This is a genomic window from Acinetobacter sp. Ac8, from assembly GCF_055392545.1.
On the sequence record NZ_AP043689.1, the window covers coordinates 2,275,329 to 2,300,202 of the forward strand.

The following is a 24,874-nucleotide window of genomic DNA, read 5'->3' on the forward strand; positions in this document are numbered from 1 at the left end:
TCAGTAGGTTGAATTTATGACAATGCAAACCGATCTCAATCAATTGGAACCACATTCACTGGTAGATGCTTTTATTCAGCATCCACCTAAAATGTTTGATGTAAATGATTCAAGCGATTTTTTAACTTTTTTTACAACAGATTTTAATCTACTCACGACTTTAGATCTTCCTGTAAAAAAACGCATTGAATCTACATTAGGTTATTCATATTGGGGTCGGTTTTTGCATTTAAAAACATGTTTTATTGGAACGACCGTAACCGAATATAGCCCACTTATCAGTAGTTTACCGGTCAGTGATTTGCTGCAACAACTCAAGCAACGTATAGGCCAGCAAAGTTTAACGATTATTAAAGATTTACCAATAAATTCGCCTTTATTAACTGCGCGAGAGAATCTCTATAGTCAGCAATTTATTGAAGTTGCAGAGCGTGCCGGTTTTCTGGCGATAGAAGGGCAAGCTTTGGCTTATGTGCCAATTGATTTTGAAAATCGAGAAGATTATTTAGCAAAATTTTCAAAAAGCCGCCGTAAAAATTTGAAACGCAAGTTGAAAAGCTTAGACGATTTACGGGTTGAGATACTCGATACAGGTGCGCAACAATTTGCACAGCACGCATTTCGAGCGCAGTTATATCAGTTATTTTTAAATGTTTACAATCAAAGTGAGGTTCACTTTGACTTACTCACTGCTGAGTTCTTTGATGAAATTTTGCAAGATGCTGAAAATGGTGGCAAAGTTTTTTTGTATTGGAAAGCGCAAATTTTAGTGGGATATAACATTTGTTTTGTGTACCAAGGTAATCTTGTTGATAAATATATTGGTTTAAATTATCCCTTAGCCATTGAATATAATCTTTATTTTATCAGTTGGTTCATCAATCTGGATTATGCCAAACAACATCATTTAAAATTTTACATTGCTGGTTGGACAGACCCTGAAGTAAAGGCTCAGTTGGGTGCTAAGTTTACTTTTACACGGCATTTAGTCTGGATTAAACAACCTATATTAAGATTTGTACTCAGACGACTACGCCATTTGTTTGAAGCAGATGCACATTGGCATGAAAGTATGCAGGAGTCAAAATCATGAATAGCATTAGGCAACATGTTGTTCTCAATTTTGATGGTTCAGTCGAGATTTCGAATGCTGCCCAAAACATCGATCTTGCCAGTTGGCAAGAACAAATCCGTTTTGGATGTCATTGGAAAAAATTTCAGCAACTTGAAGATTATCTAGCCGAGCAATTACCTCCATCAGATCAATTGGGTTGTGTATTTATGGGAAGTGGTGATTATCATCATATAACCCAGCTGCTTTTAAAACGGATAACAAACAATGAACCTGTTCATTTAATTGTTTGTGACAATCACCCTGACAATATGCGTTATCCGTTTGGAATACACTGCGGTTCATGGGTGTATTGGGCCAGTCAATTGCCACAGGTTGCCCGGATCGATGTGATCGGCATCAGCTCAAGTGATATTAGCTTAAAACATGCATGGGAAAACCATTGGTCTCCTTTATATAAGGGCAAATTGCATTATTGGAGTATTCAACAAAAGGCGAATTGGACCCAATGGATTGGCGCACAACATGTATGGCATGGTTATGATGAGTCAGACCAATTAATGTCAGATTTTTTTAATGAAATACAAAAAATTGATCTACCCATATATTTATCTATAGATAAGGATGTGTTGTCTAAAGATGTGGTGATGACCAATTGGGATCAAGGGCATTTTTTAGAAAAACATTTGCAGGATCTAATTCAAACTTGTTCAGCGCGTCTAATCGGAGCCGATATTACTGGGGATGTCTCAGCTTTTCATTATCAAAGTCGATTGAAAAGGTTTTTAAGTGAATCCGATGGGCAACAAGAGCCGACCCAAATTGAAATCGCTCAATGGCAAATACATCAGCAAGCATTAAATCAAAGATTGCTTAACAGTATTCATCACGCCTGGAAAATAGATGAATAAAACAGATCATATTCGGTCCCATGTTATAACAACAATTATTTTTGATTTACGATCTTGATCATGTATACCGCAGCAAGAGTTTTTTCTAATGTTTGAGCTTATTATCGTAAAAAAGTAGGATTAAGGATCATTGTAAAACAACAAAATAGCCTAAGCAAAATTAAATAAATGCAATTGGATGCTCTCTTTTATAATGACATAAAAAGTACTTTATCTAATTTAAACTGGATTTTATGTCATGTTTAGATCATTTTCTTGCCAAGATGAATGGTTAAATACCGATTCATTCTGATCAATGTTTTCATTATCCATAATATATAAATGGCTGGCATTGTTGAACTTTAGTTTTTGAGGATATCTAGATAGAAATAGGGTTCTAATTGACGAATTTCTGTGGGTTTAAGACCTGCATCTAACAGGTATTTTTCTCTATTTTCGAGAACATCACGGACATCCTTAATACAATCTCTGGCTTGATCTAGGTTGAGTCCAAAGGCATTGCTACGACTGATAAGGTTGTCATAGCTTCCAAAACGTCCATCATTGCCTAAAACCAGAGCATGTTCATTTGGAAATGAGCTTGGCATACCATGTGGTAAAACATCAAAAAGCGGGCTTAAAGCATAATGTTGCTTTTTCATGTCATACATTAAAAAACCATGATTTTTTAAATGATCGTCAGTATTGCTAATCATGACATTCAGCACCATCCGCTTATAGAGTTCTTTTTGATTACTGATAGCATCAAAACAAATCTGACTACAGACTTTGGCAATACTCATATAGGACATTTTAGGATCTCCTATACGAATTTTCTGAATATTGAGCAAACTATTGGCACTTATATAGTGTTTTTTACGTTCAGGGCAGTTTCGATCAAAGCGTTCAACTAAGAGAATAGGGCGACTGGCACATTCTGTTAGTTCGGCATTACATGTATTGAGCCCCATGTCTCGTGCCATATTCAGCGAAGCATATTCAACTTTACAGGTATCAAACAAATCATCACTTTTATTAAATTTGGCAATCCATTCTTTATTCTTATACATCACAAGGGTTTTGGGTCTGGCTCCACCCATCGAAGCCCCGTTATATAACAGCTTATTTAATTCGAGTTGTTCAAGTTTCATCTCAAACGGATCTCGTTTTTTTTCGATGAGTTCAGTAATTTGTATAAAGGTTTCTAATTCTGCATATTGAATGATATTTGAATTGTTTTTTATATGCGATTTAGACAAGCTTCCAACAATACAGCCGACTGAATTTCCTTGTGAAGCGAGTAACCATTCCAATTGATTTAATGGTGTTCTACGGTGTAAGGCATTGGTTAAGCGTTTACCCCAATTGTCTGGTGTTGCATCTGCAAGTACACCAAAACCATCTTTAGAAATAGTTTCATATGGTTTGTTATAAGACTGAAAGCTTAGATTAAGTGGATCTAAAGGGAAGGCATCTGCACGTTGTAAGTATGATTGACCATAAAGAAAGCGATAAATCGGCTTTTCATAAGAATAGTGTGCAGCAATTGTTGGCTGGGAGCCTGTATCTATGAAAACATAACATCCTTTAACTTCATCCATGTTCATTTACCTATCAGAAATCATCACTAATCACAGACTGTTTTTTTAATCTTGCACGTACTGAACTATTACGATTTTCGAGTGCCAAGCCAACTTCATCCAACTCAGGATTCGCGAGTGAGCCTAGGGTATGTTCAAGGCCAAAGATCACTAAAACTGAAATCACATTTTTTAGGCTGGTACTTGGATCACCTTTTTCCAGACGTGAGATCGTTCGGTTATCTACATGAATGCGATTGGCCAAATCATGAATGGTCATATTACGTCGAAGTCGGGCTTTTTTGATATTCGTCCCAATTTGAGTCAACATGTCTTCCACACCATCTAGCATAAAATTATGCGCCGAAGTTCTCATTGCAACATCATCCAAAACATGACATAAAATGTATATTATCATGGTTAACATGGATTTTATGTCTTATTTTTATAATTTGAGTTCAATGTATGAAATGTCGAATGGAATAGATAAGTCGCTTAATTTCACCAACTAGAATGAAGAAAATCATTAAAAATTGGGATGATCGTACGTAAGCGGCTTAACCGCATGCGAAATCCAATCGTTTATAAAATAGCCTAAGCAAAAATTTTAGAAATTTCTTCTCTTAAATAAATGTGCCTAGAATTTTCATTTAGCGCACCGTGCCAATAAATTCCCATATTTAATACAGGTAGATCAATAGGATGCTCAAAAATATTGATACTTTGATCAACTTGTAAATGTGCGAGTATTTGCTTTGGAATGGTTAACATCGCATCAGGATATTGTGCTAAAACTTGCAGGGCTGTTGAATAATGCTGACAACGCATAAAAATCTGACGACGAAATTCCGCTTGATTTAAATATATGTCCTCTAAAAGCAAACCAGTACGGCGTGAAGAAACACCGATATGAGGTGATGCAAAATACAGTTCAGAAGTGATATTTGTATGCTGAGAACAAATCACAAAATGATCTTGAACCAAATTTTGATAATTAATTTTTTCACCATAATTTTGTTCTAGATCAATGACAAAATCGACTTGTTGAGCAGCTAAATCAGCAATTACATTTTTGCGGTCAAGCTTGGTACTTAGAAATTGAATGGTTAAATTCAATTTTTGGAAATGATGAATCAATTTAGGAAAAATAATCGGTTCAATTTCATCATGTATTGCAATGCGTAAGGTTTGTACTGAACTGGGATCAAACTGTTGTTTTTGTTTGGAGATATTTTGAAAAGCAAATAAAGCATTTTGTACAGATGGATAAATCTGTTCAGCAAAAGGTGTCGGCAGCATTTTACTCCCAGCGCGAACAAATAAATCATCTTGCAAATGCTGCCTAAGTCTTTGTAAAGCATGACTTGCAGCAGACTGAGTAATGCATAAAATCTTTGCCGCTTTTGAAATATTTCTTTGCTCATAAATGGTGATAAAAAGTGGGTATAAATTAATATCAATATGATTGAAAATCGACATATCAAGATTAGTTTTATTATGAATCATATTCATAGTGAGGTATTGAATTAAATCATTTGGTTCATAATAGGTTTTCAGCTAAGGTAAAGTAAAGAGTCACTATTCAAATATTTATCCATATATTTACAGGAAGATAAGCATGTTTGAACTTTCAGCACGTGCGCAAGAATTTGTAGAACGTACCAAAGCCTTTATTAAAAATGAAATTGAACCTGTAGAAGCTGATTTTTGGAATGAAGTCCATCATCTGAATCAAGGCGGTGATTGGACAAAATGGCAATGGCCAGCACAACTTGAAGTCCTGAAAAATAAAGCAAAAGCTGCTGGACTTTGGAACATGTTTCTACCAGACCCAGTATTGGGTGCAGGTTTATCTGTACAGGAATATGCCCATATCGCAGAACTGTCAGGCCGTAGTTTAATCGCACCCACAGTATTTAATTGTAATGCTCCAGATAGTGGCAATATGGAAGTGCTATGGCGTTATGGTTCAGATCAACAAAAACAACAATGGCTTAAGCCGCTATTAGAAGGAAAAATCCGTTCAGTATTCTGTATGACTGAGCCAGCAGTTGCTTCGTCGGACGCAACCAATATGCAGGCAACTGCAGTGGTAGATGGTGATGAAATTGTATTGAATGGTCGTAAATGGTGGTCTTCAGGTTTGGGAGATCCAAATGCGAAAATTATTATCTTTATGGCGCATACGCCTGATGAAAGCAAAGATCGTCATCATCAACATTCCATGGTTTTAGTGCCTGTGGATACTCAAGGCGTGACCATTGAACGTATGTTACCCGTGTTTGGTGATTATGATGCGCCACATGGTCACGGCGAAATTAGTTTTAATCAAGTTCGTGTACCTGTAAGTAATTTTATTGGTGGTGCTGGACAAGGGTTTGAAATTGCACAAGGGCGTCTAGGTCCGGGTCGTATTCATCATTGTATGCGATGCATTGGTGCTGCTGAAAAAGCATTAGAATTAATGATTGATCGAGGAATGAGTCGAACTGCTTTTGGTAAAGAAGTACTTAAATTAGGTGGAAATTTAGAACGTGTGGCAGATGCTCGTGTTGCGATTGATCAGGCACGACTGTTAACCCTGTATGCGGCGTATAAAATGGATACTCAAGGGACTATGGCTGCGCTTACCGAGATTTCAGCCATTAAAGTCGTTGCACCTTCAGTCCTTGAAAAAGTAGTTGATATGGCCATTCAAATTCATGGTGGCATGGGCGTATCACGAGATACACCTTTAACGGGATTCTTTGCTCAAGCCCGCAGTTTACGTTTAGCGGATGGCCCAGATGAAGTGCATAAAGGGATGATTGCAAAATTAGAATTAAAAAAACGAGGTTATGGCTCGCGTAAAAAATAACAATTTGCTGATAAAAAATAACTGCTTTATGTTAGAGGTGTTATATATAAAGTAGTGAGCAAGCGAAGTTTTTAGTTAAAAGTATCATTCTTTATAGATGTATGGTTTAAAACATAAGATTCAGGGAAATAATATGTCAGTCATTGATATTGGTGGAAATATACGTGAAGGCGAGGAGCTGGACATTCGTGCTGTCGGAAATTGGCTCATTGAAAATGGATCTGAAATTTCAGGCAATGTAGAAGTGACTCAATATTCTGGCGGAGCTTCAAACTGGACCTATCGTTTAAAATATGACAATGCTGATATAATTTTACGTCGTCCACCCAAAGGGACAAAGGCGAAATCTGCACATGATATGGCGCGTGAATATCATGTACAAAAATGGCTTGCACCATACTACCCAGTTCTTCCTGAAATGGTCGCGCTGTGTCAGGATGAATCCGTAATTGGTTGTGACTTCTATGTGATGAAACGCATTGAAGGTATTATTCCGCGTGCCAAACTGCCCCCTGAGCTGAATTTTACTCAACAGCAAGTGCATGAATTATGTATTAATGTCTTAGACAAGCTGATTGAATTACATCAAGTTCCATATCAAGGCACCGAACTCGAAAAACTTGGAAAAGGTGATGGGTATTGCCGTCGTCAAGTTGAAGGTTGGGATGCACGTTATGAAAAGGCGCATACCATCAATGTGCCAAGTTTTAAATTTGTACGTAAATGGCTTAATGAAAATATTCCTGCTGACTCAAACACGTGTTTGATTCACAATGATTGGCGTTTTGATAATGTCATTCTTGACCCTAAAAACCCAACCCAAGTGATTGGTGTATTGGATTGGGAAATGGCAACCATTGGTGATCCTCTTATGGATTTAGGTTCTGCTTTGGCCTATTGGGTGGAAGATACAGACAACCAAATTTTTAAATCAACCCGTCGCCAGCCTACACATTTAAAAGGGATGCTTACCCGTAAAGAAGTGGTTGAATATTATTTAGAAAAAACCGGATTAAAACCCGATAATTGGGCATTCTACGAAGTATTTGGTGTTTTCCGTTTAGCTGTAATCGCACAGCAAATTTATTATCGTTACTATCATAAACAAACAGATAATCCTGCTTTTAAAGATTTTTGGATTGTGATTCATGCCTTACATATTCGTGCATTAAAACTTATCGGTTTACAAAAAATTGAAGCCAATGAAGTTGCACAGAAATATCTTGAAAAATTTAAGGAAATTTTAGGAAAATGACCACAATCTACCTCGTTCGTCATGGACAAGCGTCATTTGGTGCAGAGAGTTATGACAAACTTTCACCCAATGGCGAGTTACAAGCCAAACTATTGGGGCAATATCTCGATAAAATTTTGAAAGAAGAGCCTTATGTGGTTGCAGGTTCAATGTTACGCCATCAGCAAACAGCAAGTTTTGCTTTGGCTGAAAGTTTTTCCGATGCTCAAATTGTGACGGACCATCATTGGAATGAATTTAACCATCAACAAGTTTTTGCTCAATATGATCCGCGTTTTAATCAACCGCATCTACTTAAACAGGATGTTGCCAAAGAAAAAAGTCCACGTGCCTATTTGGCAAAAATTTTTGAAGGGGCAATTGACCGTTGGACTGGTGGTGAATATCACCATGAGTATGACGAATCTTGGCCAGATTTTAAAAACCGTGTAGAAACGGCTTTACAGAATTTATGTGATGAGTTAGTGAAAACCAAACCTCGCTATGCAATCGTATTTACTTCTGGCGGAGTTATTTCAGTTGTTGCAGGAAAACTCTTGGAGTTAAGTGCCAATAAAACCTTTGCATTGAATTGGGCAATTGCCAATACCAGTTTAACCACATTAAGACTGGTGGGAAATGAACCGCAATTACTGAGTCTGAATGAACATCATTTTATTAAGGCTGAAGATCCGCAATTATTGACGTGGATTTAAAGTCGCACTTTTAGAAATATAAAAACAGTTTAAGGAATTTGTCATGGCAAAAACCATTTTAATCACAGGCGCAAGTTCTGGAATCGGTGCAGGAATGGCACGAGAATTTGCGCAAAAAGGTTATAACTTAGCGGTCTGTGCGCGTCGTTTAGAGCGTTTAGAAAGCTTAAAACAAGAGTTGGAGTCTAAATATGGTATCAAAGTGATTGCCAAAACTTTAGATGTGACCAACTATGAGCAAGTTTTTCAAGTCTTTCGAGCTTTTAAGCAGGACTTTGGTAAGCTTGATCGTATCATTGTCAATGCAGGTGTTGGTGATGGTCGTCGAATTGGCAATGGTAAATTTGAAATTAACCGTGCAACTGTAGAAACCAATTTCATTTCTGCATTGGCACAGTGTGAAGCCGCTGTTGAAATATTCCGTGAGCAAAAGTTTGGTCATCTGGTTGTGATTTCTTCTATGAGTGCACTTCGTGGTATGCCTAAACACTTGACCGCATATGGCGCAAGTAAAGCTGGTGTAGCTGCTTTAGCGGAAGGGATACGTGCTGAGTTAATTGACACGAAAATTAAAGTTTCTACGATTTTCCCTGGTTATATTCGTACTGAAATTAATGAAGGGGCAAAAAAACTGCCGTTTGAGGTCGATGTTGAAACAGGTTCTCATTTATTGGTTAAAGCAATTGAAAAACAACCTGCTAAAGCTTATGTACCACAATGGCCTTGGTTGCCGATAGGACTAGCCATGAAAATATTGCCATTAAAAATTGTGAATAAACTCGGTTGAGCTTTATTTAGCTTTAAAAGACCCATCAAGGGTCTTTTTTATTGCATTGCATAGATAAAGCTTTAAAATCTAACTGGATAAAAAATAATGAGAATTTTAATATGTTTATCGTATTGGGTTTTTTCCTGACCAGCTTTTTAGTTTTTCTTGCGCGTATCTTGTATCTCTTCTTTTTTGAAAAGCACTGTGAAATTCAACAATGCCTGATGCAAATCGATGATATTCAAAAGTTAATGTATCTTGGTATTATTTTAATCGGGACCTATAATGTCTATTTGATGAGCAAAAGTAGAAAGTATACGGTTTTAGTTTTTGAGTTTATTGGTACATTTATATTTGCTTTTGCCTTAAATTTTGTTGATTTAGCCCAATAGCAACTTGGCTATACAATTAAGTAAATCGACATTGAACTTTATGATTTTAATATTGCGGCAAGCTATATCTAACTCTGATTGATTTTGAGATAGCTTTGTTCAATTGGTACCCAAATATGCTTTTAAAAATTTCTACTATTGTTCTTGTTCCAGCGTTAATTCTTCAAGGTTATCGCGTCAAGAAAAATACACTTCGATTACCTGAACCTCAAGGATTGCGAAAAGGTGTTATAGGACAAGGAAAAGCGCTATCTATTTTAATTTTGGGTGACTCTGCTGCAGCAGGTGTAGGAGTTGAAGATCAACGTGAAGCCTTATTGGGATGTGTACTCGATGAATTAGCCTCTAATTTTGAAGTCACTTATCAATTAGAAGCGAAAACAGGAGATAGCACTTTAGAAATTTTGCAAAGAACCAAGCAATTAGACAATCAACAGTTTGATGTTGTGATTACATCGGTGGGAGTAAACGATGTCACAAAACTCATTTCACCACAAAAATGGATTCAGCAACAAAAGAAACTTTATACAGAAATTGAAGCTAAGTTTTTACCAAAGATGATTTTAGTCACGGGTGTTCCCCCAATGAATCTGTTTCCAGCATTACCAAATCCACTGGGATGGCTGTTTGGACAGTATTCGAGTGCAATGAATCACAAGTTAGCCCACTTCATCGAAAATAAAATCAATTATCAATTGATTCGTTTTGATTTAGCCCATTTTAAAACTTTAAATTTACAAATGGCACGCGATGGTTTTCATCCGAGTCAGGAAATTTATCAAATTTGGGCAAAACAAATTTCACAGTGTATTTTTAGCAAATTTAGCTAATACAGGGTTCTAATATCTATCTTTTACTATAATAAAAGCCTAAAAGCACGATTCAAAAAAGTATCAACGCCATTCATAAAATATTGCTTTATTGATTTCGCTAGAAAAAATTAATTAACTAAAATCACTATTTTGTATCTTTACACTGAATATTTTCTTTTTCTTTGTAATAGTTTAAAGCAATATCTAAGTCTGAAAGTAATTTAGTTTCAGTATAGTTCTCTGGATTTAATTTAAGTAAATTTGGCATGTAATTAGATTTGTATTCTTTAGGATAATCTTGACATACGATTCTGGTCTTATCATCCAATGTCGTATTTGGATCATCAAGTTGATCAAGATATTTACTAATCATTTCATCTGATTGTTCAAATTGTGCAGTGAGGGTTGGTCGATCTGTTTGCGCAGTTGCATGCTGCTCAGGCTCTTTATTGCAAGCAGACAGGGCAATGATCAAGAATAATGCTGTAAAAAGTTTAATGTTCATAACGAATTGATTTTTAATGTTAAGAAAAAGTTTTCGGTTGTATAAAGTCAGTTAATATTTAGATAAATCTTAAAGAACCTTAACTATCAAATATATTACCGAGATATGCAATGATTTTTATTACCATATCTTGAAATTGTTACAAATTCAAGATATTTAATGATTTTATTTGAACTTTCCGATTAAAAACAGCACATCGCCAAGTTTTGTATTTTTCATATGGGTGGAATTGACGCAACGACTTTTATTAGAACTAAGAATATTGATTAAGGCTTTGTTCTATATGAAATTTATAGTAATTTTTTAAAGCCAGTAATCACAGCAGCAATAAAGAGTTGACCCGTCATAAAGAGATTTGACAAAAATAACTTTGCCAGAATATTCTAAAATTTATTTAAAAATAATAGCTTAGTGGTCAAGTTGAAAAATTCAGATAATGTGTTGTATTAAATAAATTTTTTGTAAGGTTTATTTCTGATCTCAACTTGAGTATCTTATCCCCAAAATATTAAGAGGGTATTTCATGAAAAAATTATTCATTATTGCTTTAACAACCTTAGCATCAAGTTTCACCTTTGCAGAGAACTTACAGTGTGAAAAAAGCTATGAGATTTTTAATAAGCAAGGGGACAAGGAAATAGAAATACTAAAAAATGGTTCACTTGATGATGTGATCAGTTATTATGACCAGATTGAATATGATCGTAAACTTAAACCTAAGCATCAAGGGCAGACTTTTTCTTCAGGCGAATGGATCAGCGATGCTGAGTACAGAAAAGACATTAAATTACAGCAAGATTTAGCCAAAGATGGATCTTATAAAAATATAGATTCTACATTTTTAAAACCAAAATTAAATTATATTTCAAGTGTAGGTGAAGTTTGTGTTGTGCCTATGCAATCACAAGATGAAATATTCAAAAAGCCTATGCAGACTGAAGCTGATATAATTTTTATACGCGATATTCAAACTAATGAATGGCGAAGATTTATCTATTTTGGAATTGAAGATAAAAAAGACTTTAATGAGTTTTTCCCTGATTTTCCTAAAAATGTAAAGCTTGCTCAAATGTTAATAGATAACAAAAATTTTGCAGAGAGCACTTCAGAATTTGGTTTGTTAATGCTTGAAGAGATGGGTGTTGAGATCACAGCTGAGATGAAGGAAATGATGAAAAATCAAACAGATCCTTTTAGAGTTAAGTTAAGCGCGAATGGCTACTGATTTTTATTGTGTAAGTTGTATTTAAACCACCTGCGGGTGGTTTTATTGAATAAGTATAACAACTGCTTAAGTTGCTTTATTAAAGAAAGATAGATACATATGAGATTATTTTTACTGCTATTTGCACTACTGTTAAGTCTGAATATTTTTGCTGATGTTGATGGTTCAAAAACGCAACTTAAACCGATAGAAACCCTTGAAGCTTTATTATTGAATGCGGGTATTATCAACCAAGATTATAAAATTGTAGATAATCAGGCTTTTGATGATTATCTGCATAAAGTATTTTTAAAACAAATAAATCAAGGTCCACCTTATAAGATCAATAAATTTGTTGAATTAAAGAAGATTCAAATAGAAGGGAGAAATTTGCTTATTTATAATGAAATTGATAATGCTTCAATAAAGTATATCCCTGACTTTCAGACTGATGAAATCCAATCAAGACTTAAATGGGAAATTTGTAACGATGATTTTGGTTCAAGTCGGGTTTTTAGACAGGCAGAAGGATTGAAAGTAATTCACTTTTTTGGTAGTCAGCAAGATCCTAAATTGTTTAAATTTGGTATTTTTTTAAAGCAATGTGATGACGTACATCTTTAATATAATTTTAGCTTGAAGCATAAATAATATTGATTCATTTTATAGATCTGCATAGACAATTTAGAGGATTAAACAGCAGGCTTGTTTATCAATTGCACTCAGATAATGAACATTTTAAAAGATCTATCAGTTTCCCTAAAATAGAAAAGTAATTTACAGGCTCAAGTAATTATTTTTAAAAGATAATACAAAGTTACAAACGCTCATTTTCTGTATTGATTTTGAGCGTTTGAGGTTTGTATTTCCTGTTTATACCAACCTACACAATATCAGTAGAGATGTCTTAAATGGTATGGAACTTTTTCTGATATATCATTGTGAGAATTAATGCCAGCATTGTACAAAGCATAATAATCATTGATAGATTCATAAGTGGATTAAAATTAAAGCTATGACTGATTGGCACTACAATTAAGCAAATTAAGAATTGAATAGCACCTTGAAGTGCGCTTGCAGTACCTGCACGTTGACCTTGTTGAGATAATGCCAATGCATTACTGTTTGCACTTACCAATCCAAGACCTGCGACAAGACCAAACAATCCGAGCATGGTTGAGGATAGATTGACCAAATCATATCGAGGCGAGATAAATAGCCAAATCGCACTCATCACTTGAATCAGAATACCAAGTAATAAGATTCTTATAAGGCTAAATCGACCAATCAGACGGAGATTGATTTGCGAGAAAATAATCAAGCCAGCGGCATTTATACTGAAATAATAACCAAAATTTTCAGGTTTTATCTGAAATTGATCAATGAAAATCGCTGGTGCAGCGGCAATATAAGAAAAGAATGCTGCATAAGACAAACTACCTATAAGTGTAGGGGTTAAAAAACTTTTGTCCCGACAAACATGGAAATAATTGATAAAAATATCGCCGACATGAAGAGATTTTCTTTTATGGTGATTCAGTGTTTCTTCAAAATAAAAATGCACAAGAACAAGATTGATGACACCGAAACAAGCAAGGAAAATGAAAATACTTTGCCATCCCCAATTGACTAAAAGCCATCCACCCAATATCGGTGCAAGAATTGGTGCCAGCCCCATCATGAGCATCATGCTGGATAAAGCTCTTGCAGACTGTTTAGGTGTTAATCGATCACGAATCGCTGCACGGACCATCGCCATTCCAACGCAACCACCTAAAGCTTGTAATACTCTTGTCATTAACAATTGATCTATTTGTGTGGTAAAAATACACAAAACAGATGCGATCACAAATAAAGTTAATCCAAAATATAGCGGTGGTTTACGCCCAAATCGATCACTAATTGGGCCATAAACAAGTTGACCAATGACTAAACCTAAAAAATATGCGGGCAATGATGATGACACAACACTGGTTGTCACTCCAAATTCTACTGCAATTTCAGGAAATGCAGGTAAATACATATCTATTGACATAGGGCCGAGCAAGGTTAAAAAGCTTAAAATACTGATCCATGCTAGGGTATAAGGTTTTGTTTCAGAGGGGGTATCAGTTGATTTCTGTATATGGGGTGATCGAGGCATAATCTTACCTAAATGATGATCTTCCGCAGAATGGATGAAAAAAAACAGCGTCACTCAGATTTATGCATTGTGCTCATTGCTTAAAATAAGAAGCATTTCATCCATTTTGGGAATGTCTAGATAGAATGTATTGGCTAATTTAAATTCAGCTGACACGTATTTATTTCTGATATTCGTTAACCGAAATGACAAGCAAAGGTTTGCACCACGATTTTATTGTTTTTCACAATCAGCGTATCTGTGGCCATTTTTGCGTTGGGTGCTGACCAGCGAATATAGGCGACTTCACCATAGACTGTTTTTTCTTCTATGCTAATTTCACGTGTACCTTCAGGGAAAAAATCCCGATATACGTTTATAAATGTTTCTCGAATCTGATCGGTACCACGTATTACCGTATCGGTTCCATTGATAATGATGGCATCAGATGCATAGTCTTGCACTGTTAAGTCCACATCACCTAAGCGGAAAGCATTTAAATGCCTTTCTAAAACAGCTAAAGTTTCTGTTATTTCACGATTTTCAGTATTTTGTATATTCGTAGTATTCATAAATGGATCTCCAACATTGCTTTAGTTAGTGGCCGTATCTAACGACTGATCAATACATTATTGTTGTATTGAAGCGTCCCTTGTAGCTACAGAACAGTTGAAACAGTTATTCCGATTTGTTGAAAATCTGTCAATAAAACTAATTTTTAATTGAAAGTGTGGTGTTTTTTCCCATATTCAAAGCAGATAGTTGTTGATTCAATTTTAGTTGTTCAAATTTAAGTGCGATAAAATCGATAAAACATCTAGTTTTTGCTGGCATGTGTTTTTTACTAGAAAAATAAAGATTGGTATTTCCTAAATCTGCATACCAGTCAGGTAGGATTCTAATTAAAGATCCATCTTCTATATATTTTCTTGCATGAGCAGTGGAGATCGCAGCAACACCTAATCCTAAAGCGGCGCCTTGATGTAATGCACTTGGATCATCTGCGATAAGTTTTTCATTTAAATTTAAGTAAAACTCTTGTTCATTTGGACCTGTAAATTGATATTCATGTAACTTACCTGTTTGAGGAGATTTCATGACAATCCCATCCCAATCGGAAATTTGCGCTGGATGATTGGGTCGTGTTTTATGTTTTAAATAATCAGGTGAGGCAACAATAATCATGTGCAGTGGGGATAGTGGTCTGATAATAATGCCTTGACCTAATTTAATCCCACTTCCAATTGCCACATCAAAATTATCTGTTATTAAGTTGACCTGTCTATTAGATAAGTGCCACTCAAGTTTGATATCTGGATAGTTGCTGATAAATTCAGGCATCAATGGCAGGATATATTCCACCCCAAATCCAGCACTTAAACTGACTTTTAAAATGCCTTTTGGCTTGCTCGAATCAACATTAAATTCTGAAATAGTTGTCTGAATACTATTTAAACTGTCTCGAATACTGATAAAAAAGAGTTCACCATCTTCCGTCAATTTAAGATTTCTGGTACTTCGATGAAAAAGCCGAACACCTAAATTTTGCTCTAACTGCGCTACATTTCGAGACACTGCGGCAGGTGTTAGGCCTAAATGTCGCGCTGCGGCAGAAAAACTTCCATATTCTGCACTTTTTATAAATGATTCGAGATTAGACAGCGTTTCCATATTCTATTTTCAATTTTTACTTGAAAAAGATTATAGCAAAAGCACTCTACTTCACAATGAGTACTGATTTTATAGTCGAGAGACTTTAATGAAAGAGTAATGTGAAATGTTAAACAAATTATCGCTGGTTGGAAAAGTTGCGTTAGTTACCGGTGGGTCGCGAAGTATTGGCGCTGAAATTGTCAAAACGCTAGCCGCCCATGGCGCTATAGTTGCTTTTACTTATCATTCGTCTCAAATCAAAGCTGAAGAATTGATTAAAGAAATCGAGTTTCATGGTGGACAAGCCATAGCGATAAAGGCGGATTCAGGGAATCCTGAAATGCTAATCAAAGCGATAGAAGATGTTGCTAAAAAATTCCATAAAATCGATATATTAATCAACAATGCCGGAATAAGTCATTTAGGCAGTCTAGAGTCAGTATCAATCAGTGCTTTCGAGCGATTGGTGGCTGTTAATATTATGGGGGTATTTTTGGCCACACGTGAAAGTTTAAAACACATGGGGAAAGGTGGAAGAATAATAAATATAGGCAGTACGATGGTCAATTATTCTGGTTTTAGTGGAGCATCAATTTATATTCTTACAAAAGGTGCAATCACAGGATTTTCACGAGGATTAGTCAGGGAGCTTGGCGTTAAAGGTATTACAATTAATACCATTCATCCTGGTCCAACCAATACTGATATGAACCCTATAGATGGACCAATAGCAAGCCTATTACTGCCTAATATCCCAGTAGGTCGATATGGCGAGGGCATTGATATTGCGAATTCTGTTTTATTTTTAGCGAGTGAACAGGCGAGTTATATTAGTGGTGCTGAATTAAGTGTCGATGGTGGTTTTATTGCTTAATACCTTTGGATCAAAATAAAATTTATATGTTCAGCCCCCAGAAAATGAATTGAAATTTTCTATTCCATATTTATGGAAAAACCCTCTATTTATAGAGGGTTAAAACAATTCACAAATCATCCTGTTTCAATAGATTATTTCTGATAAGAAGCAAGCTTTAAAATGGAATAGCATTTATTAGATAAACAAATTGAATGTGCTGTATAAAAAGGAATATCCCGAATTTTCTGTAAAAATTTGAAAGTACAAATTAGAGATACCAAAAGGCATAGGTAAAAAATTAAAATCCAGATAAAATCATTAAAATTTTTCACTAAATTATAAACTTTGGTTCTTTTAATAAATGACTGATATCGAAATAGAAACCCACCCACTCAAACCATTTCTTCCTGCAAATGCCAAGCTATTGATGCTTGGTAGCTTTCCACCGCCTCAAAGCAGATGGAAGATGGATTTTTACTATCCGAATTATCAAAATGATATGTGGCGGATTTTTGGGATTATTTTCTTTGATAATAAAGATCACTTTTTAGATTTGCCTAATAAAAATTTTAAGGAACAACGTATTCGTGAGTTCTTAATCGAAAAAGGTATCGCAATTTTTGATACGGCGTATCAAGTTATTCGCCTAAAAGGAAATGCCTCAGATAAATTCCTACAGATTAAAACACCCACAGACCTAGCACAGCTTTTAACCCAAATTCCTGAATGTAACAGCATCATGACCACTGGAGATAAGGCAACAGATACCTTAATGTTATCTATGCCTGAAGAAACGGAAAAGCCACAGATAGGGCAATCCTCACAAGCTATATTTGCTGGACGAGAGATATGTTTATATCGGATGCCTTCTTCATCAAGAGCGTACCCACTAGCACTGGATAAGAAGGCAGAGGCATATAAAAACTTATTTAAAGAAATAGGCTTACTTTAAGTAAGTTTAAAACTCATAATTTGGCATCATAGTTGGGTATTGAACCCATTTAAAACCAGTCACATTAAAATCTCGAACATGGGTAAAACTAGACCAAATCAATTGGCTCCCTTTAGTCCATGAGAGTGGTTTGATACGCTGTTCAATCATTGCTAATTCTTCAGCAGTGGCGATACGTAGTTCACCAATTTCGATATTTAAACGAACACCGGGAAAATCTGAAAATTTACCAAGAATCATCGATTTCAACCAGAAAAAACGTTTGCTATTCACTGCTTGTAAACATGCTTTGCTATTGTTAGGAATGTTTTCTTTAAATGATTCACTATAAGTATCAAAGAAAAATCCAGTTTGATTATTTTTTAAGAATACGGTTCCTATAGGTGTTATATTGGGTTGCCCCAATTGATCGACAGTTGCAATCGAACAATGCATAGAGGCACGTTGAACAGTTGAAATGGTTTTTATTATTTGTTGCCAATTTTGAGAATCAATCATGTTTTTTCTCCTTAAAGCGTCAACATGTTGAATAAAATTAGCAAAATAAACCATATCTGTAATTGACAGTTTTTGTTCTAGCTTAGGCATTTATCCCATTGTACTTGATTAAATCGATATACAGATATAGTCAATAAATGCTTAAGCCTTTCCATTTTCTATGCAAATCGTTTTGCCAGAGCAACACAGATCACAACTGCAAAGCAAACAACAATCATTGCAAAACTTACATGCTCACCCAGTAGAATCGCTGAAAGCATTAAACCAATAAACGGTTGTACCAATTGAATTTGTCCAACTTTGGCAATTCCGCCCAACGCTAGACCTTTGTACCAAAAAATAAAACCGATCAACATACTAAACAGTGATACATAGATTAAACCAATTGTTTCAGGCCAATGAATATTTGCAAAGCTTGAGGGTAGGTAATATAGACTTGAGATGAGCATCAAGGGTAATGCAACCACCAAAGCCCAACAAATCACTTGCCATCCCCCCAGTTCTCTTGAAAGCTTTCCACCTTCAGCATAACCCAGTCCACAGACAAAAATTGATACAAGCATATAGAGATCACCCACACTAAAACTTAAATTACGGTTTTCATAAAACATAAATCCAACCACAATGGCGCTGCCAATTAAGGCAAATAACCAAAATTGTGTAGCAGGTTTTTCACCCCCGCGTAAAACTGCAAAAATTGCAGTCGATAAAGGCAAGAGACCAACAAAGACAATAGCATGTGCCGAGGATACTGTTTGTAAAGCTAAGGCCGTAAATAATGGAAAACCAATCACCACACCTAAAGCCACAATAACCAATGATTTAAATTGGGCAAAAGAAGGCTTTGATTGCTGTAAAATAAACAGGCAGATTAAAGCAATACTTCCTGCAATCGCTGCCCGAGCTGTGGTTAAAAATTCTGGACTAAACCCCATGACGGCAATACGGGTTGCGGGCAAAGAGCCAGCAAAAATCGCTACACCAATAAAACCATTTAGCCAGCCAATATTTGTTTTATCCATCATCAATTACTCAGTCAATTTATGATGATTTAAGCGCTATTTACTGAAAATATATATGTACACTACAGTACAATTTTAAATAACTGTTATGCTATTTTTACCAGTACAATTCTACTCAATCTAACGAGTTTTCTCAGATTTCTTATCTTTAAAATATGTGGTTTTAAATGGCAAAAACTAAAATTGAACAAACAGTGCTGATGATTAAAAATCAAATTTTGAATAAAAGTTTGATTGCAGGTTCACGCTTACCTTCAGTCCGTCAGTTTGCTACACAAACAAACTGTTCTGTTTCAACGATCGTTGAAGCCTATGCCAGATTAGTTGCGGAAGGTGTTTTAGAATCTCGTCTTGGTTCTGGTTACTATGTGTTAGGTAAAGCCGAACCGATGCAAATGATTGATACTGAAATACAGTATCAACGTGAAATAGATCCCTTATGGATTTCAAGGCAGTCATTAGAGGCGAAGACGGATGTGCTAAAACCGGGTTGTGGCTGGTTACCGACCACTTGGATGCCTGAGCAATCGATCCGTAAAGCGTTAAAACAAGCTGCTAAGTCTGAAATCATCATGCTTACCGATTATGCAACACCGCATGGACATTTGGAGTTACGTAAATTTATTGCCAGAAAAAAAGAGCTGTATGATTTAAAGTTTAAATTGAATCAGATTCTCATTACTGATTCAGCAACCCAGTCCATTGATTTAATTTTTAGACATTTGCTTAGTGCAGGTGATGTGATCTTGATTGATGATCCTTGCTATTTTAATTTCCGCGCCTTGATTAAGGCACATCATTTAAAAGCCGTTCCAATTCCGTTTACAGAAACGGGACCAGATGTAGAGAAATTTGAACAAGCGCTGAATTTAAAGCCAAAAATCTATTTAACCAATTCAGGTATTCATAACCCAACAGGAGCCACGATTTCGCTACAAACGGTTTATCAAATTTCCAAGCTGGTTGAGAAAACTGATTTATTGATTATTGAAGATGAAATTTTTGCTGATTTTGAATATACACCAGCACCACGTTATGCTTCATTAGCAGGTTTTAAGCATGTCATTCAGATTGGCAGTTTTACCAAAACTCTTTCAGCAGCAATTCGTTGCGGTTATATCATTGCAGAGTCCGAACTGATTGATCAATTGATCGATTTAAGAATTGCAACCAACTTTAGCAATAGTCATTTAAATGCAGAAATTATTTATCAGGCTTTAATGGACAGCAGTTATCCTAAACATTTAGATTGGTTAAAGAAACATTTGCTTAAAGTCAGCAATGAAATGATGCAAAAGTTGGGGCAACTCGGTATAAAGCCGTGGATTGTGCCAACAGCAGGGATTTTTTTATGGTGCAAATTGCCAGATGGTATACAGGCTGCGGAATTATCAAAGTTATGTCTTAAACAGGGCGTAATTCTTGCGCCAGGTAATTCTTTTAGCCAAGCTGAAAATGCAGGACAGTTCATGCGCTTTAATGTTGCACAATGCGTGGATAAAAAGGTCTTTGATATCTTAGCAATGTCAATTCAGCAGTTAAAAATAAATAACTTACAAAGTTAGCGAAAATCCTTTTCCTTATTGCTTTAAAATATGGGTAAATAGTAAGCAAATTTATATTGATTTCAGTGGAATAATTATAATGAGTGTTCAGGATGTACCAAGTCCAATTGATTTAAAAAATCCGCAAGATGCTTTGCAATGGGCTAATGAAGCCAATGAAAAACGCCCATGGCGTTATGAGTTTTTTGACTATTATGTGAATTTAATTCAAAAAGCAGCCAAAGAGAAACACTATCAAACTGATCAAAACGCGCAGTTCAATATTTTAGAAATAGGTTCAGGTCCTGGTTTTCTTGCCAAACATTTACTTACCCAGTGTGCTGATATTGAATATACAGCGCTAGATTTCTCTGATGCAATGCATGAGCTTTCTAAAAGTAAGCTACTTTCTTCTGAGTTAGGGAGAGTGCAATATCTGATTGCTGATTTTAAAAATGAAGATTGGCGCGATCAGCTTGGACAATATGATGCCATCATTATTCATCAAGCTTTACATGAGTTACGCCATAAAAACTATGCAAATCAATTTCATCAACAAGTAAAGACATTATTAAAACGTGATGCTCTGTATTTGGTCTGTGACCATATTTTTGCATCAGATGCGATGAGCAATAATGACTTGTATATGTCGAAACATGAACATTTTCAAAGCTTAAAATATGCAGGCTTTACTGACATAGAACTGGTTAAAGAGATCAAAGGGCTCTGTCTGTTTGAGTGTTATTTATAGCAGTAAATATTTAATACGTTTGGTATATGCGTTGTCATTACACTAAACTTACATCATCCATTCAAGTGGTAAATATGAGACGCTATACATGACAAATCGTTGGAATCGTGTTGTTTCAGGGTCAACTTTATATTCAATCACTTTGCCATCCGCACGATGATCTAGCCAGATCAGCTCACCTTGTGGATTAAGTTTTAACTCATAAGCAACCCTAAATAGGGTTTGGTCCAATAGATTTGAAATTTGCTCTTGTAAAGGATCTGATTGAACAACCAGTCCAACTTCGGTATTGATATTGAATGATCTTGGATCAAGGTTAAATGAACCAATAAAGACTTTGTCATCAATATTGATAAATTTTGCATGCAAACTGGATTTATTTTTGCCTTTTTTCGGAATGATATTTCCTGTAAGGACCTCATACCAAGTACGGCGATTGCGTTCTATATAAGGTTTAAATTCATAAAGTTTTGCGCCTCCTTTAAGCAGGTCAACTCGATACTTTTGATAAAACGCATGGACAAGCGCAACATCATTTGCCATAAAGGAGTTGGTTAAAATTCTCACTTTGACATTTTGCTTAGGGAATTGGTTGATGAAATCCGTCCCATTTTTTGTAGGAACAAAATAAGCGGCAATCAAATCCATTTCTTGTTTGGGGTCACCCAAATGTTGGTGAATTTGGTGTGAAATTAATTCATTGCCGTGTGCTTGTCCTAAACTTTTCTTTGGAGAATCTGCCAGAAAATCGGCATAAGCCCAATTGATTTTATTTTGATTAAGCTCATTGGCGAGCTCTTTTTGCTCAAGATTTACCTTTTCATCTGTCGTATGTTCAGCTTGTTCAAGTCGTTCAAAGCTTTTTCGCAAAGTTAATAAATCTTGTTCAGAACCTTTATCAATAAATTGATCAATCGGATAGCTTAATTGAAAATTCCAAAAGTCGGTAAAAACTTCATTCGCACGATTAACTGCTTTACCAAAAAATAAAATATCCATATCAGTAAATTGAAAAGATTCACTGGCATCAAAATATTCACTGCTGATATTTCGTCCGCCTGTTACAGCAATTGCACCATCAGCAATAATTAATTTATTGTGCATTCGATGGTTGATTCTGTTCATTCTAAAAATATAATCCATTACACGAAAGTGTCGGAATTTATAAGGATTGTATAATTTGATCGAAATGTTTGGATGTGCCAGCAATGCACTTAATTGTCGATCTATTTTTGTTCCATTTTGATCATCGATTAATAAGCGTACTTTTACACCGCGGTCAGCAGCTTTAAGCAATTCGTGTAGCATTAAATTGCCAATAAAATCATCCGCCCAAATATAGTATTGTAAATCAAGTGTATATTTGGCTTTCCGAATCAGGTGGATACGTGACGCGATACTTTGGAAAGCATCATTCATGGCTAAATATGCAGTGAGACCTTGAGTAAGCATCTGTTTTGCTTGAGGCTCATTGATCCAATGCTCTGCATATACTTTAACTTGTTGTTCTTGTTCTGGTTGATTCATAGGTAAACTGCATCCAGTGATTGAAAAAGCCAAAATAACGAAGGCAAGTGAAGTCTTTGAATGATTCATTCTTTCAATGAGTACTTTAAATTTTACTAAATCATATCATCAAGTTAATGGTTGAATCTGTAAAGAGAAAAAGGTTACTGTAGTCCAACTGTTAAAACACAAACCTATTAGGATATTTAGCTATGAAATCACGTGCTGCTGTTGCATTTGGTCCAGGAAAACCTTTAGAAATTGTGGAAATTGATGTTGCTCCTCCACAAAAAGGCGAAGTCCTTGTTAAAATTACCCATACAGGGGTTTGTCATACAGATGCATTTACTTTATCAGGTGATGATCCAGAAGGCGTATTTCCAGCAGTTTTAGGCCATGAAGGGGCTGGTATTGTTGTCGAAGTTGGTGAAGGTGTAACTTCAGTAAAACCTGGGGATCATGTGATTCCTTTATATACTGCAGAATGTGGCGAATGCTTATTCTGTAAATCAGGCAAAACCAACCTGTGTACAGCCGTTCGTGCGACACAAGGTAAAGGGGTTATGCCTGATGGAACGACACGTTTTTCTTATAATGGAGAACCTATTTACCACTATATGGGTTGTTCAACTTTTAGTGAATATACTGTCGTTGCTGAAGTATCATTGGCTAAAATTAACCCAGAAGCAAATCCTGAACATGTCTGTTTACTGGGTTGTGGTGTAACGACAGGGATTGGTGCAGTTCATAACACAGCAAAAGTACAAGAAGGCGATTCAGTTGCTGTATTTGGTTTAGGTGGTATTGGTCTGGCTGTTGTACAAGGTGCGCGCCAAGCGAAAGCAGGTCGTATCATTGTTGTTGATACCAATCCTGAAAAATTTAAGTTGGCAGAAGAGTTTGGTGCGACTGATTTCGTTAATCCAAAAGACTATGACAAACCTGTTCAAGAAGTGATTGTTGAAATGACAGGTTGGGGTGTAGACCATTCATTTGAATGTATCGGCAATGTCAATGTGATGCGTTCAGCGCTTGAGTGTGCTCATCGTGGGTGGGGACAATCAGTCATCATTGGTGTAGCAGGTGCAGGTCAAGAAATTTCTACCCGTCCGTTCCAGCTTGTGACTGGTCGTACATGGAAAGGAACCGCATTTGGTGGGGTAAAAGGCCGTACACAATTGCCAGGTATGGTTGAAGATGCGATGAAAGGTGATATCCAACTTGCACCTTTTGTTACCCATACAATGGGCTTAGATAAAATTAATGAAGCATTTGATTTAATGCATGATGGTAAATCAATCCGTACAGTGATTAACTTTTAAGCTTAAATACTGAGCACGACCAAGAACCAGTGATACATCATGTATCACTGGTTTTTATTTGCATGATAAATGTATGAGTTTTATATATTAATTTTCTAAGCTTATCTTTTTTTGTTATGTTATGGCTTTAAAGCAAAAAATCAAAATAGGTCGTCTTATGAAAAATGTTGCAATTTTAGGTCTTGGTATCATGGCTTTAACCGTATCAGCATGTTCTTCGCTTCAAACCAATGCAACGCCAGATCAAACAGCACAAAACACTCAAACTACATGTGTTGCTGAACGCGCAACTCAATTGATTGGTCAAAATGATATGTCTGAAGCGAAAATTAAGCAGCTTACACAGGCATCAATCGTACGTAAAGTTGCACCAAATCAAGGGGTAACTATGGATTATCGTATTGAACGTGTGACGGTAACTGTAGATCCTGCGACCAAAAAAATTACCCAAGCGACTTGTGGTTAATGACACAAATTTAAGTCTTATATGATTGAATAAATACTAATTTATTCAATCATGATTTTAAAGTTTAATTTAACAAAATCGCTTCATTTATTCGACACAGAACAATCATTATAAAAGACTAAAATAACAATTTTTTCTACTGAGTGACAGA

General features: G+C 35.8%; 26 protein-coding genes. 16 read left to right on the forward strand and 10 right to left on the reverse strand.

Annotated elements, in window-relative coordinates; genetic code table 11:
• The first annotated feature begins 22 nt into the window (after positions 1-22).
• Together ACZ5QH_RS10665 and ACZ5QH_RS10670 are read left to right on the forward strand one after the other, a co-directional pair.
• Positions 23-1,093 carry a GNAT family N-acetyltransferase gene (locus tag ACZ5QH_RS10665; protein ID WP_171066906.1) on the forward strand — a complete coding sequence of 357 codons (1,071 nt, stop codon included), beginning with the start codon at positions 23-25 and terminating at the stop codon, positions 1,091-1,093.
• Entirely contained in the window at positions 1,090-1,983 is an 894-nt protein-coding gene (locus ACZ5QH_RS10670) for a hypothetical protein (protein WP_303576132.1), read from the forward strand. The genes ACZ5QH_RS10665 and ACZ5QH_RS10670 overlap by 4 nt, the downstream gene beginning before the upstream one ends.
• Before the next feature lie 341 nt (positions 1,984-2,324).
• Here ACZ5QH_RS10670 and ACZ5QH_RS10675 read toward each other — a convergent pair whose 3' ends face one another.
• The 3 genes from ACZ5QH_RS10675 to ACZ5QH_RS10685 form a co-directional block, all read right to left on the reverse strand.
• On the reverse strand, positions 2,325-3,563 hold the full coding sequence (locus tag ACZ5QH_RS10675) for a type II toxin-antitoxin system HipA family toxin (RefSeq protein WP_303576131.1): 1,239 nt from the start codon (positions 3,561-3,563) through the stop codon (positions 2,325-2,327).
• A 13-nt stretch (positions 3,564-3,576) separates the two neighbouring features.
• On the reverse strand, positions 3,577-3,918 hold the full coding sequence (locus tag ACZ5QH_RS10680) for a helix-turn-helix transcriptional regulator (RefSeq protein ID WP_303576130.1): 342 nt from the start codon (positions 3,916-3,918) through the stop codon (positions 3,577-3,579).
• Between the two features lie 218 nt (positions 3,919-4,136).
• Entirely contained in the window at positions 4,137-5,054 is a 918-nt protein-coding gene (locus ACZ5QH_RS10685; RefSeq protein WP_303576129.1) for a LysR family transcriptional regulator, read from the reverse strand.
• Between the two features lie 106 nt (positions 5,055-5,160).
• Between ACZ5QH_RS10685 and ACZ5QH_RS10690 the strand changes: the two genes are divergently transcribed.
• The 6 genes from ACZ5QH_RS10690 (at position 5,161) to ACZ5QH_RS10715 (ending at position 10,340) form a co-directional block, all read left to right on the forward strand.
• Positions 5,161-6,399: an acyl-CoA dehydrogenase family protein gene (locus ACZ5QH_RS10690; RefSeq protein WP_004821461.1), complete on the forward strand. Its 1,239-nt coding sequence runs from the start codon at positions 5,161-5,163 to the stop codon at positions 6,397-6,399.
• Between the two features lie 133 nt (positions 6,400-6,532).
• Positions 6,533-7,654 (forward strand): phosphotransferase family protein, encoded by a 1,122-nt coding sequence (locus ACZ5QH_RS10695; protein ID WP_303576128.1) that lies wholly within the window; start codon positions 6,533-6,535, stop codon positions 7,652-7,654.
• Positions 7,651-8,349, forward strand: a complete 699-nt coding sequence (locus ACZ5QH_RS10700) for a histidine phosphatase family protein (protein WP_151802968.1) — start codon at positions 7,651-7,653, stop codon at positions 8,347-8,349. The genes ACZ5QH_RS10695 and ACZ5QH_RS10700 overlap by 4 nt, the downstream gene beginning before the upstream one ends.
• Before the next feature lie 43 nt (positions 8,350-8,392).
• Positions 8,393-9,136 carry an SDR family oxidoreductase gene (locus tag ACZ5QH_RS10705; RefSeq protein ID WP_303576127.1) on the forward strand — a complete coding sequence of 248 codons (744 nt, stop codon included), beginning with the start codon at positions 8,393-8,395 and terminating at the stop codon, positions 9,134-9,136.
• Positions 9,137-9,237: 101 nt separating this feature from the next.
• On the forward strand, positions 9,238-9,510 hold the full coding sequence (locus ACZ5QH_RS10710) for a hypothetical protein (RefSeq protein ID WP_303576126.1): 273 nt from the start codon (positions 9,238-9,240) through the stop codon (positions 9,508-9,510).
• Positions 9,511-9,626: 116 nt separating this feature from the next.
• The gene (locus ACZ5QH_RS10715) at positions 9,627-10,340 is read left to right on the forward strand and encodes an SGNH/GDSL hydrolase family protein (RefSeq protein ID WP_303576125.1); all 714 of its coding nucleotides are present in this window, start codon (positions 9,627-9,629) and stop codon (positions 10,338-10,340) included.
• Positions 10,341-10,467: 127 nt separating this feature from the next.
• Here the strand turns inward: ACZ5QH_RS10715 and ACZ5QH_RS10720 are convergent, their stop codons facing one another.
• On the reverse strand, positions 10,468-10,827 hold the full coding sequence (locus ACZ5QH_RS10720) for a hypothetical protein (RefSeq protein ID WP_004821472.1): 360 nt from the start codon (positions 10,825-10,827) through the stop codon (positions 10,468-10,470).
• 523 nt (positions 10,828-11,350) lie between these two features.
• Here ACZ5QH_RS10720 and ACZ5QH_RS10725 point away from each other — a divergent pair.
• Positions 11,351-12,052, forward strand: a complete 702-nt coding sequence (locus ACZ5QH_RS10725) for a hypothetical protein (RefSeq protein WP_303576124.1) — start codon at positions 11,351-11,353, stop codon at positions 12,050-12,052.
• A gap of 99 nt (positions 12,053-12,151) precedes the next feature.
• Entirely contained in the window at positions 12,152-12,655 is a 504-nt protein-coding gene (locus ACZ5QH_RS10730; RefSeq protein WP_303576123.1) for a hypothetical protein, read from the forward strand.
• Positions 12,656-12,938: 283 nt separating this feature from the next.
• Here the strand turns inward: ACZ5QH_RS10730 and ACZ5QH_RS10735 are convergent, their stop codons facing one another.
• The 3 genes from ACZ5QH_RS10735 to ACZ5QH_RS10745 form a co-directional block, all read right to left on the reverse strand.
• Positions 12,939-14,174 carry a Bcr/CflA family multidrug efflux MFS transporter gene (locus tag ACZ5QH_RS10735; RefSeq protein ID WP_303576122.1) on the reverse strand — a complete coding sequence of 412 codons (1,236 nt, stop codon included), beginning with the start codon at positions 14,172-14,174 and terminating at the stop codon, positions 12,939-12,941.
• 176 nt (positions 14,175-14,350) lie between these two features.
• Complete coding sequence (locus tag ACZ5QH_RS10740) at positions 14,351-14,725, reverse strand: nuclear transport factor 2 family protein (protein ID WP_239045658.1); 375 nt, start codon at positions 14,723-14,725, stop codon at positions 14,351-14,353.
• Between the two features lie 139 nt (positions 14,726-14,864).
• The gene (locus ACZ5QH_RS10745; protein ID WP_303576121.1) at positions 14,865-15,824 is read right to left on the reverse strand and encodes a LysR family transcriptional regulator; all 960 of its coding nucleotides are present in this window, start codon (positions 15,822-15,824) and stop codon (positions 14,865-14,867) included.
• Positions 15,825-15,930: 106 nt separating this feature from the next.
• Between ACZ5QH_RS10745 and ACZ5QH_RS10750 the strand changes: the two genes are divergently transcribed.
• Together ACZ5QH_RS10750 and ACZ5QH_RS10755 are read left to right on the forward strand one after the other, a co-directional pair.
• On the forward strand, positions 15,931-16,680 hold the full coding sequence (locus tag ACZ5QH_RS10750) for a 3-oxoacyl-ACP reductase family protein (RefSeq protein WP_004821478.1): 750 nt from the start codon (positions 15,931-15,933) through the stop codon (positions 16,678-16,680).
• 343 nt (positions 16,681-17,023) lie between these two features.
• Positions 17,024-17,614 carry a uracil-DNA glycosylase family protein gene (locus ACZ5QH_RS10755; RefSeq protein ID WP_303576120.1) on the forward strand — a complete coding sequence of 197 codons (591 nt, stop codon included), beginning with the start codon at positions 17,024-17,026 and terminating at the stop codon, positions 17,612-17,614.
• A 6-nt stretch (positions 17,615-17,620) separates the two neighbouring features.
• Here ACZ5QH_RS10755 and ACZ5QH_RS10760 read toward each other — a convergent pair whose 3' ends face one another.
• Entirely contained in the window at positions 17,621-18,112 is a 492-nt protein-coding gene (locus ACZ5QH_RS10760) for a pyridoxamine 5'-phosphate oxidase family protein (protein ID WP_270382322.1), read from the reverse strand.
• 158 nt (positions 18,113-18,270) lie between these two features.
• On the reverse strand, positions 18,271-19,134 hold the full coding sequence (locus ACZ5QH_RS10765) for a DMT family transporter (protein WP_303576119.1): 864 nt from the start codon (positions 19,132-19,134) through the stop codon (positions 18,271-18,273).
• Positions 19,135-19,301: 167 nt separating this feature from the next.
• Here ACZ5QH_RS10765 and ACZ5QH_RS10770 point away from each other — a divergent pair, with 167 nt between their 5' ends.
• Positions 19,302-20,699: an aminotransferase-like domain-containing protein gene (locus ACZ5QH_RS10770; protein WP_244015938.1), complete on the forward strand. Its 1,398-nt coding sequence runs from the start codon at positions 19,302-19,304 to the stop codon at positions 20,697-20,699.
• Between the two features lie 79 nt (positions 20,700-20,778).
• Complete coding sequence (locus ACZ5QH_RS10775; protein ID WP_004720539.1) at positions 20,779-21,429, forward strand: class I SAM-dependent methyltransferase; 651 nt, start codon at positions 20,779-20,781, stop codon at positions 21,427-21,429.
• A gap of 48 nt (positions 21,430-21,477) precedes the next feature.
• Here ACZ5QH_RS10775 and ACZ5QH_RS10780 read toward each other — a convergent pair whose 3' ends face one another.
• Positions 21,478-22,956 carry a phospholipase D family protein gene (locus ACZ5QH_RS10780; RefSeq protein WP_303576117.1) on the reverse strand — a complete coding sequence of 493 codons (1,479 nt, stop codon included), beginning with the start codon at positions 22,954-22,956 and terminating at the stop codon, positions 21,478-21,480.
• Positions 22,957-23,147: 191 nt separating this feature from the next.
• Between ACZ5QH_RS10780 and ACZ5QH_RS10785 the strand changes: the two genes are divergently transcribed.
• Together ACZ5QH_RS10785 and ACZ5QH_RS10790 are read left to right on the forward strand one after the other, a co-directional pair.
• Complete coding sequence (locus tag ACZ5QH_RS10785; RefSeq protein ID WP_303576116.1) at positions 23,148-24,257, forward strand: S-(hydroxymethyl)glutathione dehydrogenase/class III alcohol dehydrogenase; 1,110 nt, start codon at positions 23,148-23,150, stop codon at positions 24,255-24,257.
• A 157-nt stretch (positions 24,258-24,414) separates the two neighbouring features.
• Complete coding sequence (locus ACZ5QH_RS10790) at positions 24,415-24,723, forward strand: I78 family peptidase inhibitor (RefSeq protein WP_239045650.1); 309 nt, start codon at positions 24,415-24,417, stop codon at positions 24,721-24,723.
• Positions 24,724-24,874 lie beyond the last annotated feature (151 nt).